The organism is Wolbachia endosymbiont of Dactylopius coccus (assembly GCF_977011065.1).
The window spans coordinates 987,309-1,004,318 of sequence record NZ_OZ347065.1; the positions used below are offsets into that span (position 1 = coordinate 987,309).

A 17,010-nucleotide genomic window follows, 5' to 3' on the forward strand; every position below is an offset into this window, starting at 1 on the left:
TATGCAATTTAATATCAGTGATATTATAAAAATATTACCACATTCTTATCCGTTTCTCTTAGTAGATAGAGTTATAGAGTGTGATCCTGGTAAAAGTATAAAAGCAATCAAAAATGTGACTTTCAATGAGCCATTTTTTATTGGCCATTTCCCTGGTCATCCAATAATGCCAGGAGTCTTGATAATTGAATCTCTAGCTCAAGCATCTGCTATATGTGTTCTTGGTAAAGAAAGTCAAGGTACAATAGAAAACAAAGCTATTTACTTTATGTCTATTGAAAATGCAAAATTCAGAAAGCCAGTCACTCCAGGGGACACACTGATTCTGCAAGCTAATGTTAAAAACGCACGTTTAAGTGCATGTAAATTTGAGTGTATTGCGTATGTTGGTGAAGAAAAGGTTGCAGAAGCAACGATTTTAGCTATGCTACAAAATACGTAATATACAAAAGACAGTGTGCATACTGTATAATGCAGCTTAATATCTCATTTTCAAATTTATATACTCGCAGTGGATTAATAAAATTGGATGAGACATTTTTGAATTATATTAAATCATGTGATGAAAGCTTGTTTTGTTCATTAATTGAAGCAAGGGAAAATCAGATTGGTGATAGTCAGTTAATAATAGACCTCTCATATTTACTTGATGAATTTATTGCAAAACTTTTCAATATTGAAAAAGAAATAGAGGAGCTAAAGAAAAAGCACAACGACTTTGCTGTAATATATAAATGCAAAAGGTTATTTGTCCAACGCTACGCATTGAAGAAATACATTAATGTGGCGAATATAGATATTACTAACAAACTAAGTCATTTTCTCACTTTGCCAACAACAGAAAAAAATTTTGCCGAGCAGGTGATGCATTGGTTTGAAGATAAAGAAAATCACAAAGAAGAAATAGAACTCGCAGCACAATATGCAGTGTGGAGAGTAAAAAATAAACAGAGTATATTATTCAGTATTCATAAAAAAATCGACCACGAAAACCTCATACCATTTTCTAAAAAAGAAGTAGACAAAGTTGAAGTGCTGCATTCAAATGAAGTAAAAAGACGATATGGTTTTGATCTAACAAGCAAAAAGGTGAGTTTGAATAAAGCACTAGATAATGCTCACTACTGCATATTTTGTCATAAGCAAAGTAAGGACAGCTGCTCAAAGGGGCTAATCAATGATGACAACACTTTCAAAAAGTCTCCACTTAGAGTTGAGCTGCACGGCTGCCCACTAGAGCAGAAAATATCAGAAATGAACCTGGTAAAAAGCGAAGGGTACAGCATAGCAAGTCTTGCAATTGTTATGATAGATAATCCGCTATGTGCGGCTACTGGGAACAGAATATGCAATGATTGCATGAACTCATGCATATATCAGAAACAAGAGCCTGTAAATGTGCCGATGGTTGAAACAAGGATTCTAGATGATGTGCTCAGTTTACCCTATGGATTTGAAATATATTCTCTGCTTAGCCGTTGGAATCCTTTAAATTTTCAGCGTCCATTGCCAAGAGGAAACACTGGAAAAAACGTCCTAGTTGTAGGCCTTGGTCCTGCTGGTTTTAATTTAGCTCATCATTTGTTGAATGATGGGCATAACGTTATCGCCATTGATGGACTAAAGATTGAACCTTTGATTGATAATTTCCAGCTAATTAAAGATTTCAAGTACGAAAAATTGAGTAAACGCATGGCAGATGGGTTTGGTGGAGTGGCAGAATATGGCATTACTTCTAGGTGGGATAAAAATTACTTAAAGATTATTAGATTACTGCTGGAAAGACGTGAGAATTTCGCACTTTATGGAGGCATTCGTTTTGGTGGCACGATTAATGCTGATGACGCGTTCAACTTGGGTTTTGATCACATCGCTTTAGCGCTTGGCTCTGGCAAGCCACGAATGATCAAAATAAAGAATATACTAGCTCGTGGAGTGCGTATGGCATCTGACTTTCTTATGTCGTTACAACTGACTGGCGCTCTTAAATTTGATTCTATAGCAAATCTGCAAGTTCGTATGCCGATAGTTGTAATAGGGGCTGGGCTTACTGCGATTGACACTGCTACTGAAGCTTTAGCGTATTATCCAATTCAAGTAGAAAAATTTCTTCTTCGTTACGAGATATTGGTTGGTAAATATGGAAAAGACTATGTTGAAAAAGATTGGACAGAGGAAGAACACAAAATTGCAAATGAGCTCATATCGCACGCAAAGTTGATCCAAGCAGAGCAAGAATTAGCAAAAAAAGAGAGTAGAGAAATAAAAATATTAGAGTTAATGCAGAGTCTTGGGGAAGTGAAAGTTGTATATAGAAAAGAGCTGAAAGACTCGCCAAGTTATCGATTAAATAGCGAAGAGGTGCAAAACGCATTATCAGAAGGGATTTACTTTATTGAAAACTTAGAGCCAGTTGAAGTTGTGACAGATAAATATAACCATGCTGAGTCAATAAAACTGATAGACACAAAATCCGGCGAAATCAAACGTATAAAAGCACGTTCTATTTTTATAGCAGCAGGTACTGAGCCAAATACAGTTATTGCAACAGAAGATAAAAAGCATTTTAAATTAAGTAATGGGTATTTTACTCATTTGAATTCATCAGGAAAAGAAATAGATCCAATATTTTCTCCTAAGATGCAGGATAAAGACAGAATATTAGTATATAGGCAAGGCAATAAAACAATTAGCTTTTTTGGTGATCTTCATCCTTCATATAGTGGCAGCGTCGTGAAAGCTATGGCAAGCGCTAAGAATGGTTACCCTATCATTTCTCAGCTTTTGAATAGAGTTAATAGCTTCATTTCTGTCACTCCAGCTAGAATCTCGGAGTCATATGCACAATTGTATGAATGTTGTAATGTAAGAGTAACTTTCACCAAAAAAGATGTCATCCAAGTAGCTGACACTGAGATCCAGAAAAAAAACGCGTGGTCAAGCGTTGAAGATCTGGCTAATAAAGAATTCTTCAATAGAATCAAAGAGCAATTCACTGCAAAGGTCATAAAAGTCCAATGCTTAACCGATAAAGTAGTAGAAATAGTGATCAAAGCACCACTTGCCGCAAAAAATTTTAAGCCTGGGCAATTCTTTAGATTGCAAAATTTTGAAACCAATAGCAGAAAAGTCAATAATACAAACCTTGCTATGGAAGGTATAGCCGTAACCGGCACTGAAGTAGACAAAAAAAAAGGAATTATTTCCACTATTGTGCTTGAAACTGGCGGTTCCACTAATTTATGTAAATGTTTTAAAGAAGGTGAACAAGTAATTCTTATGGGTCCAACTGGCAGCCCTACTGAGGTTTACTAAGTCTCAATATTAAAGTGATGCCAAATTTTATTTCAAAAAGTAAATAATTTACTAACGCTCGTGCACAAATTAAAAATAAATTATGCACGAGTGTAGCATTGTGAATTAAGAATGCTATATTAAAGCTTACCTCACTATTAAAGCTATCGGTCAGATTAGATTAAAAACCTAATCTGACCGGTTTCTCTATAACCCTCTAAACTCTGATATAATTATATGATAATTAGTTTAATTAGTGGTTAATATGCAAATTGATTTTATTCATATATTGAGATAGCATAAACCATATTGGTTTAAATTATTGTGCAACTTTATAAATCGTCACTGTTACTTCTACTGACTGTATTAATAGTTATAGTCCTAAAATTACCTGAAAATTTGAGCATTGCAGTAAATTGGTCTCTCCCAATTCTGGATTTTGATTTATCTTTTCGTATCATACTAATATCTTTTTTATCAGTTGCATTTTTAGCTGTTCTACCAGCACAAAATTTGACTTTTTCAGAGATGCTATCTTTTGCTGCTTACACTATTAGTTCACTTTATGCAGTTTTATCTGAACATATGATATTGGTTATAATATTCTGTGAATTAATGACCGTCAGTGCATTTTTTACTATCGCAGCTGGCTGTAGAGATAGTGGACCTGCAATAAGGTACGCTTGTGTACACTTTTTCGTTGGAGTTATATTAATAGCAGGATTGGCACTTCAAAGCACTAACCTGATAATTTTGGGTTTATTGATAAACTGCGCTTGTTTTCCTTTTTCATTTTGGGTTGTTGATGCATATCCTGCTGCATCGCTACATGGCACTACATATCTCTCTTTATTTACCACTAAAGTCTCTTTTTTAGTGATGCTTTTACACACTTATAACCTATGGCAAGATTGTACTGAAATATTAGCGCTTGTAGGCGCCATCACTGCAATTTACAGCATTATATTTGCTTCTCTTGAGCAAAATATTCGCAGATTTTTATGCTATAACGTTGTAGGACAAATGGGCTTGCTGATTATTGCAGGAAGTTTGCTCAGTCCTTCGGAAAAAGCAATACCAATTTTGATACTGCATATAATCTTCTCTCTTGTTTATCAATCATTATTGTTTGTGGTCAGCAATTCGATTATTTCACGAACAAAAACAATTAGTTTTAATGGAGTAGGTAAACTGATGTCAGTGGAAGGCATGTGTGCTATAATCGCAATACTTACAATGGCTGCATTTCCTGGAACCGCTGGATTTATCAGTAAATCATATATCACAGTTGAAATTGAAATGAACACTGTTGCCTTAAAAGGGTATAAAAATTTATACAAGGTTCTAAATTTGCTGCTTCATTTAAGCGTGGGGCTAAAGTTTCTTTATTACTTATTTATTGCAAAAAGTAAGTCAAAACCTTTAGCAGAGAGAGGAGGCAAAATGACTATGATTATTTTAGCATTTATATGCGTAATCGCTGGCAATCCTTACTTACCTATTTACAATAAACCTTCGATTTTCGATTTTGTGTACAACACAAAAAATATTTTGTCGCAATTTAATTTGTTACTATGTACCACTTTATTGTTTATTCCTTTACGCAAGTTATTTTACCCGAGAGTAAATTTTAAAATGGATGTTGATTGGATTTTTAGAACTTTCATATCCTATATTGTCTTGTTGTTCAATCAGTTAGTCTCTAAAACTAGAGAAATGTTTGCCAGCGTAGTGCAAAACTTGACTAATCCACTTACTGGTTTATACTTTAATAATATTACTAAACTTAAAGAAGTGCTGGGTTATAACTCAGTGAGTTTTGTTTCAGCTTCTTCTCTCTTTTTAATGAGTATTCTACTAATGCTATTATGTTTAAATCGTTAACTGAAAGTTTAAATTCTGTATTTAGTAAACTGAGAGGAAAGTCAATCATTTCTGAAGATGATTTTAATCTTGCCATGCGTGAAATACGTATAGCTTTAATTGAAGCTGACGTTTCACTTGAAGTTGCAAAAAAATTCATCAACGACATTAAAGATAAAGTGATTGGGGAAAAAGTCATAAAAAGTGTTTCTCCAGCACAAATGATAATTAAAATTGTGCAGGATAATTTAGTTGCAGTTCTCGGATCAGAGAAAAGTGACTTAAATCTAGCAGTTAAATCCCCTGCTGTGATTATGATGGTGGGCTTACAAGGTGCAGGTAAAACAACTACCTCAGGAAAGCTTGCTTTAAAACTAAAAAAGCAAAAGAAAAAAGTGATGCTTGCCTCTTTAGACATTTATAGGCCTGCTGCCCAGAAACAACTTGAGGTGCTGGGTAAACAAATAGACGTACAAACTTTATCTATAGTAATAAATGAAGGGCCTATTGCAATTACAAAAAGGGCACTAGCAGCAGCAAAGAACGATAATTATGATGTATTAATACTAGACACCGCAGGCAGGCTTCATATTGACAATAATATGATGAATGAGTTGAAAGCCGTAAAGGAAATAGCTTCACCTGCAGAAGTTATTTTAGTAGCCGACGCAATGATAGGCCAGGATGCGGTCAACATTGCCAAATCATTCAATGAGGTAATAGGTGTAACCGGCATTATTCTCACCCGTGTTGATGGTGATGCACGTGGTGGTGCTGCTCTTTCTATGAAAATGATCGCCGATTGTCCAATTAAATTTATTGCTTGTGGTGAAAAATTAAGTGACCTCGATGATTTTTATCCCGATAGAATTGCAAAAAGGATACTTAGCATGGGTGATGTTGTATCATTGGTTGAAAAAGCTGCTGAGATTGTTGGTCAGGAAGAAATTGATAAGTTACAAAAGAAAGTAAAAAAGGGTAAATTCGACCTAAACGACCTAGTGGGAATGTTAAAAACTCTGAGTAAAATGGATGGCATTAGCAACATAATGAAATTCATCCCTAGTTCATTCACAAAAAAGCTAAGTAGCAGTGTGCCAGATGACAATAAAGTGAAAAAATATATAGCCATCATAAACTCAATGACCGAAAAAGAAAGGCAAAATCCAGATATTTTAAATGGCAAAAGAAGACTTAGAATTTCTAAGGGGTCCGGAACAAGTGTAACTGACGTTAATCTTCTGATTAAGCAGTATAATCAAATGAGCTCTATGGTAAATAAGTTCAGTAAAGTTGACCATAGTAAACTCAAAGAATCTGATTTAATGGATATGCTAAGCAGAAAGTAAGTTAGCAGGCAGTGGAATGAGACGATTGTCAGTAAACCTTTAGCTATATCAGAAGTAGCTTAGGTCTCGCAAAAAATTTACAGCTTCCCTGTTTGCACTCCTAACCTTTTCTTATTGATTAACAGCAGGTTCTTTGTTACAGTTCATAGTTATGCAAAGAAACTTAAAGCCTCATGAGTTTATTTACAGCCAGTGATTTACATAATTTGGGACTGTATAGCTGAGTATTGTATATGATAATATTAATAACAAACGATGATGGTTTTGGAAGTGAAGGAATAAAATTACTCAAAGAGGTTGCACGGAATTTTGCGTCAGAAATATGGATAGTGGCACCAGATACTGATAGAAGCGGAGCTGCAAGATCTCTTGATTATCCAGTGAAACAATCTATTGGAATAAACCAACATGGTGAAAGGGAATTTAGTGTGTCTGGTACTCCTGCAGATTGTGTCATTATTGCGCTAAATAAAGTTATGAATAAAAAACCAGACTTAATATTGTCCGGAGTAAATATTGGATCAAATGTCGGGGACGATATTTGTTATTCAGGAACAATTGGTGCTGTAATGGAAGGTGCTGCAAGGTCTATACCTTCTATTGCGCTGAGCCAAGTTTATCATGATAAAATAGACTGGCACAATACAAAGGTTTTTGCACCAAAGGTTATTGCCAAGCTAGTTAAGGTTGGTTGGCCTAAAAACATAGTGATGAGTGTAAATTTTCCTGCTACGGAAAAAGTAAAAGGAGTAGAATTTGCTGAACAAGGTGAATATAACATTGATGGGGATTTAACTTTTACTGAAAATTCGAATGGCTCTTTTAGCTTAAATTGGTCTCGAGAGCACTCAGGCAGTGGTAGTGTAAATAAAATAAAAGAAGGATTTATTACTATCACACCAGTAAAATTAGATTTTACAGATTATGATACATTGAATGCTATGAAAAATTCTTGTGCAGACGAATTTTCTTCTATAGCTGACTAAGAAAAACATTTGCATTGCTCCTAATTGATGTTTTCTATTGTGTTATCGCGAGCAATTATTTTTTCTTCACCTGTATCCATGTTTTTAATCTTTAAAGTTTTACTACTCAATTCTTCATCGCCAAAAATTAAAGCAGCTTTAGCATTTGCTTGATTTGCTTTTTTCATTCGGGTTCTGAGCGTTCCGCTATATTCATAGATTATATATAAACCATTTCTGCGCAATTCATTCGCAAGTGTTAGAGCATATTTTTCAGCCTCTCTGCCAATTGGAATGAGGTAAATAGGTCGCTCTTCTTTCGGAGAATAATTGATTAACTCCATTATGCGTTCAATACCTCCTGCAAATCCTATCGCTGGAGTGTGTTTTCCACCCACTGAAGATACTAGATTATCGTATCTTCCACCGGCAAAAACTGCCCCTTGTGCACCTAAATCTTCTGTGACAAATTCAAATACTGTGTGACAATAATAGTCTAGACCTCGAACTAATTTGCTATTTACAGTGTAAGGTATGCCAAGAGCTTGCAGTCCATTTAACACCTGGTCAAAGAAATATGAAGATTCTTTTGTATAGTGATCACTGATTTTAGGCGCATCAGAAATTATTAATCTATCTTTCTCATCCTTAGAATCCAGTATTCTGAGTGGATTTTTGATCAACCTATTTTTGCTATCTTCTGATAGATCGTTTTGATACTTTGTAAAGTATAAGATCAAAGCTTCTCTATACTTAGTTATTGTTTCACTATCACCTAAAGAGTTGATTTCCAGCTTTACATTTTTATTGATGCCAAATTCAGTTAGTAAGTGCTGAGCGAGTGATATCAATTCAATATCAGCTTTTGGATCTTCTATGCCAAAAACCTCAAAATTTATCTGATGAAATTGCCTTTGTCTTCCCTTTTGCGGTCTTTCATAGCGAAATGCAGGCCCTGTTGAGAATAATTTTATCGGTGTTTGCAGTTTTTTTTCAATGAGTAGCCTGACAATCGCTGCAGTGAACTCAGGACGTAAAGTTATGCTCTTTCCCCCTTTATCATTAAAGGTGTACATCTCTTTAGTGATGATGTCTGAGCTATCACCTAAAGTCTTTGTGAAAACTTCCGTATATTCAAATATTGGAGTTTGGGCGGGCAAAAAGCCGTATAAACTTGAGATTCTGTTTGCTGTTTGCTCTATGTATTTAAACTTGTACCATTCATCAAACAGGAGATCTTTCGTTCCTCTAACTGTTTGATTAGTCATAGTGTGGTCTCTATACCTGCAACCTCTGGTATGTGGTAGCTCAGCATATTCTGCACTCCTTGCTTTAAAGTAATTGCAGCACTTGGGCATCCAGAGCAAGCTCCTTGTAACTCAACATAAACTATTCCATCTTTATAGCCACGGAATTTGATATCGCCACCGTCTTGAGCAACTGCAGGTTTGATATAACTTTCCATCAATTCCTTTATTCTATTTACAATTTCTATATCACTTTCATCAAAAAATTCTTCATCCGATATATTATTATCATTTACTCCTTCTTTATCTAGTGCTTTTCCACCTGAAGTAAAGTGATCCATGATTGTAGTTAAAATTTCTACTTTTAATGTATCCCAATTAATTCCACCCAATTTTGTTACTGAAATAAAATCATGGCCAAAAAACACTCTTACCACATGTCCTATTTGAAAAAGATTTGCTGCTAACTTGGAGTTTTTTATTTCATCTGCGTTTGAAAAATCAGCCGTTTCTCCTTCGTTTAGAATTGCAAATCCAGGGAGAAATTTCAGTGTGTTTGGATTTGGTGTTTCTTCAATCTGGATGAACATGTTATTTACCATGACAATTATAATTGTTACTATTTAATCATAAAATGATAAAAAAATATACATGTCATTCATCTTTTTTCTTTTTTTAGTATTCATAGTAATTACGTTTGTTTTGCCTAGCGTTGTTGTATTTTTTCTTTTCCTGACAAAAAAAAATAACATAAGTTTAATGATGAACTCTATATTGAGTAAATTTTTGAACGAATTTAATAGCAGTAGAAGTTATACTGAAAATTACACTGGTGATAACATGTCCAAAGATGAAGCATTAAAGATACTGGGGCTGAATCCTGAAGCAAGTCAAAATGAAATCAATAAAGCATATCAAAATTTAATGAAATTAGTTCACCCAGATAAGGGAGGCTCAGAGTATTTTGCACAGAAATTAAATGCGGCACGTGATAGGTTGCTGAAGAGGTGGTAATTAATACCGCTTTAAACTTTTTATTTGTGTGTAAAGGATAAGTTGCTACAATAAAACGAGTTAAAGGTAGAGAAAGCTTTAAGTTATGCAGAAAAAAAAAACAACGATAGAAGAAGAAAAAGGCATATTAGGATGGATAGAATATAGATTGCCTATATTTTCTTTTCTAAGACACACTGCTTCTTACCAAGTGCCAAAAAACTTAAATTATGCTTGGAACTTTGGCTCTTTGGCTGGTATAGCGCTGATTTTACAAATAATAACAGGTATATTTCTTGCTATGCACTACACTCCGCATGTTGATTATGCGTTTAATAGTGTAGAGCGCATAATGCGAGATGTGAATTACGGGTGGTTAATACGCTACACTCATGCTGTTGGAGCATCGCTCTTCTTTATGGTAGTCTATGTTCATATAATGCGTGGATTATATTACGGATCTTATAAAAGACCGAGAGAGATGGTGTGGTTTATTGGAATATTTATATTTTTTGCAATGATGGCAACTGCCTTTATGGGATATGTATTGCCTTGGGGACAAATGAGTTTCTGGGGTGCAACAGTCATAACTAACTTATTTTCAGCTATACCTTTAATTGGCAATAAAATAGTTATATGGTTATGGGGTGGTTTTTCAGTGGATAACCCAACACTTAACCGTTTTTTCGCTCTGCATTATCTTCTGCCTTTTGTTATTATTGCTTTAGCTATGCTTCATGTGATAGCTTTGCATAGGTTCGGCTCTGGTAACCCAAGTGGAGTGGAGGTAAAATCAGATAAGGATACCATTCCTCTCTATCCTTATTATATAGTCAAGGATTGCATAACTTTTGGTCTGTTTTTTGTAGTTTTGTTTGCATTTGTTTTCTATGCTCCTAATTATCTTGGACATCCAGACAATTATATAGAAGCTGATTCTATGGTCACTCCGGTACATATAGTGCCAGAGTGGTATTTTTTACCTTTTTATGCAATGCTACGTTCAATTCCAGATAAACTTACTGGTGTGCTTACCATGTTTGCGTCTATTTTAGTGTGGTTTTTGTTACCTTGGCTTGATAAATCAAAAGTTAAAAGTGGTACTTATCGCCCGGTATTCAAGAAATTTTTTTGGGTTTTTGCAATAAATTTTGCACTTCTTGCCTGGCTTGGAGGACAAGAGGTGAAAGAGCCTTACATCACTATGAGTAGGCTATCTACTCTTTATTATTTTGCATACTTTGTAATAATTTTACCTCTGCTTAGTAAGTATGAAAAGCCAGGAGAACCACCAAAAACCTTAAGTGATTCTGCGTCGGGGATGAGGTAATGTTGGTTAAAAATATATTTGCTGTGTTTTGTGCATTATTTCTTGCTAATTATGTATCTGCAGAAGAATTCAAGCCATCACCAAATAAGAAAATGGACTGGAAATTTGATGGAATTACCGGATCTTTCGATAGAGAGTCAATTCAGCGTGGCTATAAAGTGTATAAGGAAGTCTGTGCTGCTTGTCATTCAATGAATAGAATAGCGTTTCGTAATTTGCAAGATGTTGGTTTTTCTGAAGAAGATATAAAACAGATTGCAGCTTCTTATCAAGTTAAAGATGGTCCGAATGATTTGGGTGAAATGTTTGACAGACCTGGAATACCTTCGGATTATTTTATTGCACCTTTTGATACAAAAGAAGCAGCTGCAGCAAGCAATAATGGTGCTATTCCACCAGACTTATCATTAATTATTAAAGCAAGGCATGATGGTGCAAATTATGTCTATTCACTGCTGACAGGCTATCAAAACGGCGAGCACGATGAGAATGGTTTGTATTTTAATCCGTATTTTCCAACAGGCAGATTAGCTATGGCGCCACCACTTTCTGAAGGAATGGTGGAATATGATGGTGCAAGACAAGCCACAGTTGAAAATATGGCGTATGATGTGATAAATTTTTTACAATGGGCAGCAGAGCCAGAACTAGAGCGCCGGCATAAACTTGGATTAAAAGTAGTGGCGTATTTTATAATTTTAACAGTGTTTTTTGTATTAACTAACAATAGAATTTGGAGCAAGCTCTATAAAAAGAAGTGATAGTCAATTTTGCCTCAAATACAATGGTTGTCATCCAAGTAGCTAACACTGGTTCCTTTATGACAGCAGTGCCCAGAGGTATCATGCAAGTAGCTGACAACATAGAAACGAAAAACTTACTTGACAAACTCCGCTAGCCCCCTTATCATAAAACTGAAGCTATGTACAGTCCCAGAGTGTGATGGTATAAGTTTAATATAAATAATTCAGGAGCATTGTAAACACATAAATTCACAAGGGGTAAAACCTTTGAGGGGTTTTAAGTCTTTCAGCGTAATTGTAAGCCATATAAAGATGCTTTGTGAGTTGCTGATGTGATTGGTAGTAGTGTTTTTTAAAGTTTCGTTCAACTTGCCCAAGGTTTTTGTTAGAACCTGTTTAAAATCTCGGAGAGATGAGGTAAAATAGGCGTAGATTAAGAATGAGGTATATCTATGCGTAAAAATTATCCAAGTGATATAAGTCGAGAGCAATTTGAAAAAATCAGACCAATACTAGAGAGTGGCAGGAAGAAAACAAGACCAAGAAAACTTGATTTATATGAAGTATTTTGTGCAGTCTTATACGTACTAAAAAGTTGTTGCCAGTGGAGAATGTTGCCAAAGGATTTTCCAAAGTGGGAAAACATATATTACTATTTTCAAATCTGGAGTAAAAAAAATGGAGAAAAACCAAGTTTGCTGGTTAAAAAAAACTAGTTGGAGAGGTCCGTGTTAATAATGGTAGGAAAGAGAAAACCAGTTTCTGTATAATTGATGCTCAAAGTGTTAAAAACACAGATACTGCTGAAGAAAAAGGCTATGATGCAGGTAAAAAGATTTCAGGCATAAAGCGCCATATTGCAGTTGATACTCAAGGCTTGCCACATGCAATTCATATAACAACCGCAGAAGCAACTAGTGCTATGGAAATGGTGGAAAAGGCTGAAAAAAACCTCTCTGAAGTTAAAAATATACTGGTTGATGCTGGCTACACAGGAGAAAATTTTGCAACTCAAATAAAAACTACTATTGGTGCAACCGTTGAAGTAATAAAACGAAGTGAATTACATACCTTTATTGTATTGCCAAAGAGATGGGTTGTTGAGCGCTCTTTTGCTTGGTTGGAAAAGTGTAGGCGGTTGTGGAAAAATTGCGAACGTAAACTCAACACCAGCTTGCAAATGATTGTCCTTTCCTTCATTTCTCTCCTATTACGAAGATTTTAAACAGGTTCTAAGAGGGCTGGCGGAGTTTGTCAAGTAAGTTTTTTCGTTTCTATTCCCAATAAAAGTTCGTCATATGGTTATGCAAGAAGTCTAATGAGAATTGGTATAACCATGCATGAATACTATTTTCGGCAAAATCTCTTACAATGCTCAAAAGCAGAAAAACAAAAACTTGATTTTCTCAGCTAAATAGTGGACCATCAAAAGCACGCATAAATATCTACAATGAAAGAAAAAACTTTCACAATCATCGATGGCTATGGTTTTCTTTTCAGAGCTTACTATGTACTACCTCACTTAATTACCACAACAGGAATGCCAATAGGTGGTGTATATGGCTTTCTGAATATGGTTCTTAAGTACATTGCCCATTCGGACTACTTAACTATAGCACTTGATGCAGGAAAAAAGAATTTTAGGCACAATTTATATCCTGAGTACAAAGCGAACAGAGTAACGCCTCCTGAGGATCTAACTCCACAGTTCACCATACTGAGAGAAGCGGTAGAAGCTTTTAACCTCAGCTATGAAGAAATTGAAGGTTATGAAGCAGATGACATAATCGCAACACTAGCTGCAAAATATGCCAACCACCAAGACTTTAAAGTGGTAGTCGTTTCATCAGATAAAGATTTGTTTCAACTCTTGAACCACAATATTTTAATATTTGACCCCATTAAAAATATATATATAGATGAAAAACAAATAGTAGAAAAATTTGGTGTAAATTCAAACAAGCTTCTTGATTTATTTTCTCTAACTGGTGATGCATCCGATAACATTCCAGGCGTTCCAGGAATAGGCCCAAAAACTGCCACTAAATTATTAGATGAATTTGATTCATTGAATAATATTATAGAGAACATTGATAACATCGAGCAAACGAGGATTCGTAATATTCTTACCGAACATAAGGAAAAAGCATTGATTTCAAGAGAGCTTTTATCGCTATGCGAAAAAGTAGACCTTCAACATGATATTGCAAAATATGAAGTTCATCCTCCAAATATGGAGAAATTGTTGTCCTTTCTAAAGAAGTATGAGTTTAATTCATTGATAAACAAAGCAGAGAAGCTTTTTTCCTATAATAAACCCAGCGCGGAAAAGAAACTAGAATATAGTAGTGAGGAATTAGAAAAATTTTTGGGATATTGCAGATATGGAGGCAAAATTGCAATTCATTGCCACTTTGAAAACAACGCGTTAAACAAAATCTCTTTGTCTTGCAGTGAAGATAATATTTTTTATGTAGAGCGAGACAGTATACAAGATGCACTCATTACAATCAACTCAACTTTACTCTCAAATGGGGTGCTTAAAATAATACATAACATTAAAGAGATGAGAAAAATCTTCCCTGCAGTGGAGAAGATGCTAGATTCAGTTGATGATTTGATGATAATGTCGTATAGCTTGGATACAGGAAAACACGATCACAGTATTCCAAACATAGTTGCGCATAATTTGAGTGAAAATGCAGAAATTTTCTCGGCAAAAACTTTAATAGCAATTCATGAAAAGCTAAAGCAAAGGTTATTTCAGGAAAAATTGTTCACAATTTACGAGCGCTTCGATAAGCCACTTATGAAAGTAATATTTGATATGGAGAAAAATGGGATATTACTGAACATACAAAAATTACAGGAGCTGTCCGATAAATTTCAGCAGGTAATTGCCGTGCTTGAAGATGAGATATATAATTTGGCAGGAGAAAGATTTAATATTGCTTCGCCAAAACAATTAAGTGATGTTTTATTCAACAAAATGGGGCTTAATAAAAAGAAAAAGTCAAAAAAATCTGGATCGTATAGCACCAATTATGAAGTTCTAGAGGCACTCGAAGAAGAAGGGGTAGAAATCGCAAGTAAAATCTTAAATTGGCGACATTTAAGTAAATTAAAAGGCACCTACACTGATGCATTAATAAAGCAAGTTGATTCCATTGATGGTAGAATACACACAAGCTTTTCAACGACTGCAACTGCAACTGGAAGGCTGAGCTCCAGCAATTCTAATTTACAGAATATTCCTATCAGAAGCGAAGAGGGAAATCTTATCAGACAAGCATTTATTGTGCCAGAAGGGTGCAAGATAATCTCTGCTGACTATTCGCAAATAGAATTAAGACTCCTGGCACACGTTGCAAACGTTGCAGCATTTAAAGAAGCTTTTGCAAACGGACAAGATATTCATGAGATCACCGCAAGGCAAGTTTTTGGAGTGCAAGAAATAGATGAGCAATTAAGACGCAAAGCAAAATCCATCAATTTTGGAATTATATATGGCATTAGCCCATTTGGTCTTGCAAAGCGGCTTGGAATTACCATTGCGGAAGCTGCTGAATACATTAATTACTATTTTTCCTGTTACCCAGAAATAAAGGCCTATATGGAAAAAGCAGTGTCTATCGCAAGATTGCATGGTTATGTAGAAACTTTGTTTGGCAGGAGATGCTTCGTCAGAGACATACACAATACAATTCCTTATATAAGACAATTTGCAGAAAGGGCAGCAATAAATGCACCGCTGCAAGGAACTGCTGCTGATATAATAAAAAGTGCAATGATTCGACTTTTTGATCAATTAAAAGCTGGTAAAATAATCCTCCAAGTTCACGATGAGCTACTGGTTGAAGTAGAAGACGAAAAGGTACAAGAAACAGCAAAACTTATGAAAGATATAATGGAAAATGCAATAGAAATTTCTGTACCACTTGAAGTAGAAATAAAAGTTGGCGACAACTGGGGTCTAAATTCCCTTAATTATGACTTAAACATCGTGAATTCTAGGAGTATAAATCATTTGAACTAATACGAAAAATATGTTAGAATAGAACATAGCAAATGCAAATAGGTCAGCCATGACAGGCCCACAAGTAAAAAGTTCAAAACCTCCAAAGTTACCTACTCAGGTAACTAATGAAGGTGAGAAAACTTTTGAAAAAGAGGAACATCAGTTAATCTATCGTGCTTTCTTAGATATTTTAGAAAATCCAGAAACTCTAGAAAAGCAAACGAAACAGGAAATAGAAAAGAAGAAACAGAAATTGAAAGAAGAACTTTCAGAGCAGGAAAAAGAAAAATTACATCGTGATCTGGAGTCATTAAACAAACAATTAAAGCGATTACAGAATGGAAATGAAAAGAAAATTTTTACTTTTATATCAAAAAATCATGAAGGTATATTCAAGAAAATCAATCATGAAGATATAAAGTTACTAAGTGAAGAGAATTTTTCTCAGTTTTTACTTTCCGTATTTGAGAAAATTAGAGAAAAAAATTTAGCTAGTGAAGAGAATTTAAAGAATGACAAAATAAAGCAAGAAGTAGCTGAATGTGTAGCTGATATACGCGGTACAGAAGCTAAAGATTCACTCATAAAGCTTGCTGGGTGGCCGCTTGGAGTAAAGGTAGATCCTAAAAACTTTTTTGGCTCTTTTAAAGACGGGTTATTAGAGAAGGTGCCATTTTTCGGTAAAGACAAGAAAGAAGAGGATGAACCACCACTCAGTGATGAAGAGATGGTAACAACGTTCTTACGTAAGATCTTTCTTCCTATTCTTTTTTCCATTGCTTCAATATCAATTTTTGGTCCTACTACACTCGCGATAGTTGCTGCTGTTATTGGTACAATATTCGCCATAAAAGGAGGAGTGGAGGTTCTTTTTTCAAACAACAAAAAAGGTACTTTGTATAATCCTGATTCACAAGATAAAGATGATACAGAAAAGAGAGCAAAATTGAATGGGAAAATTCTCGATGGCATTGATGATATTTTAAAAACCCCAGTTACAGGAGTTGAGAAAGGCACCTCTGTTTCTGAACAAATTTCCCAAAAAAAAGAAAAGAGTGAACAACAGCCTGTTCCTGAGAAAGTTTCCCAGAAAAATGAAAAGAGTGAACAACAACCTAACCCTATGCTTGAAAAAATTAGTGTTGGTCCGCAAGCTGAAAACACAGGGCGACAACCTACTTAGGTTTGCCAAAAGTGAATTGTGTAAG

Annotated in this window: 13 protein-coding genes and 1 pseudogene; 11 read left to right on the top strand and 3 right to left on the bottom strand. The window is 35.0% G+C overall.

Annotated features, from left to right (window positions below):
- Position 1 precedes the first annotated feature (1 nt).
- From fabZ to surE, 5 genes are all read left to right on the top strand, one after another.
- On the top strand, positions 2 to 442 hold the full coding sequence (gene fabZ / locus ACWHVF_RS05310; protein ID WP_064125117.1) for a 3-hydroxyacyl-ACP dehydratase FabZ: 441 nt from the start codon (positions 2 to 4) through the stop codon (positions 440 to 442).
- 29 nt (positions 443 to 471) lie between these two features.
- Positions 472 to 3,315, top strand: a complete 2,844-nt coding sequence (locus ACWHVF_RS05315) for an FAD-dependent oxidoreductase (RefSeq protein ID WP_447933227.1) — start codon at positions 472 to 474, stop codon at positions 3,313 to 3,315.
- A 303-nt stretch (positions 3,316 to 3,618) separates the two neighbouring features.
- Positions 3,619 to 5,178, top strand: a complete 1,560-nt coding sequence (locus tag ACWHVF_RS05320; RefSeq protein ID WP_447933228.1) for a proton-conducting transporter transmembrane domain-containing protein — start codon at positions 3,619 to 3,621, stop codon at positions 5,176 to 5,178.
- Positions 5,163 to 6,506, top strand: a complete 1,344-nt coding sequence (gene ffh, locus ACWHVF_RS05325; protein WP_447933229.1) for a signal recognition particle protein — start codon at positions 5,163 to 5,165, stop codon at positions 6,504 to 6,506. The genes ACWHVF_RS05320 and ffh overlap by 16 nt, the downstream gene beginning before the upstream one ends.
- A gap of 233 nt (positions 6,507 to 6,739) precedes the next feature.
- The gene (surE, locus tag ACWHVF_RS05330) at positions 6,740 to 7,492 is read left to right on the top strand and encodes a 5'/3'-nucleotidase SurE (RefSeq protein ID WP_064125253.1); all 753 of its coding nucleotides are present in this window, start codon (positions 6,740 to 6,742) and stop codon (positions 7,490 to 7,492) included.
- A 20-nt stretch (positions 7,493 to 7,512) separates the two neighbouring features.
- Here the strand turns inward: surE and hisS are convergent, their stop codons facing one another.
- Together hisS and ACWHVF_RS05340 are read right to left on the bottom strand one after the other, a co-directional pair.
- Positions 7,513 to 8,739 carry a histidine--tRNA ligase gene (hisS, locus tag ACWHVF_RS05335; protein WP_064125254.1) on the bottom strand — a complete coding sequence of 409 codons (1,227 nt, stop codon included), beginning with the start codon at positions 8,737 to 8,739 and terminating at the stop codon, positions 7,513 to 7,515.
- Positions 8,736 to 9,308, bottom strand: coding sequence for a NifU family protein (locus ACWHVF_RS05340; protein WP_064125255.1), 573 nt, complete (start codon positions 9,306 to 9,308; stop codon positions 8,736 to 8,738). The genes hisS and ACWHVF_RS05340 overlap by 4 nt, the downstream gene beginning before the upstream one ends.
- 169 nt (positions 9,309 to 9,477) lie before the next feature.
- On the opposite strand from ACWHVF_RS05340, the gene ACWHVF_RS05345 reads away from it, so the two are divergent.
- The 3 genes from ACWHVF_RS05345 (at position 9,478) to ACWHVF_RS05355 (ending at position 11,802) form a co-directional block, all read left to right on the top strand.
- Positions 9,478 to 9,732 carry a DnaJ domain-containing protein gene (locus ACWHVF_RS05345; protein WP_353270069.1) on the top strand — a complete coding sequence of 85 codons (255 nt, stop codon included), beginning with the start codon at positions 9,478 to 9,480 and terminating at the stop codon, positions 9,730 to 9,732.
- Between the two features lie 85 nt (positions 9,733 to 9,817).
- Entirely contained in the window at positions 9,818 to 11,041 is a 1,224-nt protein-coding gene (locus ACWHVF_RS05350) for a cytochrome b (RefSeq protein ID WP_064125257.1), read from the top strand.
- Positions 11,041 to 11,802: a cytochrome c1 gene (locus ACWHVF_RS05355; RefSeq protein ID WP_064125258.1), complete on the top strand. Its 762-nt coding sequence runs from the start codon at positions 11,041 to 11,043 to the stop codon at positions 11,800 to 11,802. Before ACWHVF_RS05350 ends, ACWHVF_RS05355 begins: the two co-directional genes overlap by 1 nt.
- 145 nt (positions 11,803 to 11,947) lie before the next feature.
- On the opposite strand, the pseudogene ACWHVF_RS05360 reads toward ACWHVF_RS05355, so the two are convergent.
- Positions 11,948 to 12,159: pseudogene (locus tag ACWHVF_RS05360) on the bottom strand (IS481 family transposase); the annotation flags it as partial.
- A gap of 77 nt (positions 12,160 to 12,236) precedes the next feature.
- On the opposite strand from ACWHVF_RS05360, the gene ACWHVF_RS05365 reads away from it, so the two are divergent.
- The 3 genes from ACWHVF_RS05365 to ACWHVF_RS05375 all read left to right on the top strand — a co-directional run bounded on the left by ACWHVF_RS05365 (position 12,237) and on the right by ACWHVF_RS05375 (position 16,985).
- Positions 12,237 to 13,009 (top strand): IS5 family transposase gene (locus ACWHVF_RS05365; RefSeq protein ID WP_447933230.1). Its coding sequence is split into 2 segments (ribosomal slippage): positions 12,237 to 12,498 and positions 12,498 to 13,009, totalling 774 coding nucleotides; the frame shifts between segments, so codons are not numbered across the junction.
- Between the two features lie 225 nt (positions 13,010 to 13,234).
- Positions 13,235 to 15,820 carry a DNA polymerase I gene (polA, locus tag ACWHVF_RS05370; protein ID WP_064125260.1) on the top strand — a complete coding sequence of 862 codons (2,586 nt, stop codon included), beginning with the start codon at positions 13,235 to 13,237 and terminating at the stop codon, positions 15,818 to 15,820.
- Positions 15,821 to 15,869: 49 nt separating this feature from the next.
- A complete protein-coding gene (locus ACWHVF_RS05375) occupies positions 15,870 to 16,985 on the top strand; it encodes a hypothetical protein (RefSeq protein ID WP_064125261.1) in 1,116 nt (371 codons plus the stop codon).
- The last annotated feature ends 25 nt before the right edge of the window (positions 16,986 to 17,010 follow it).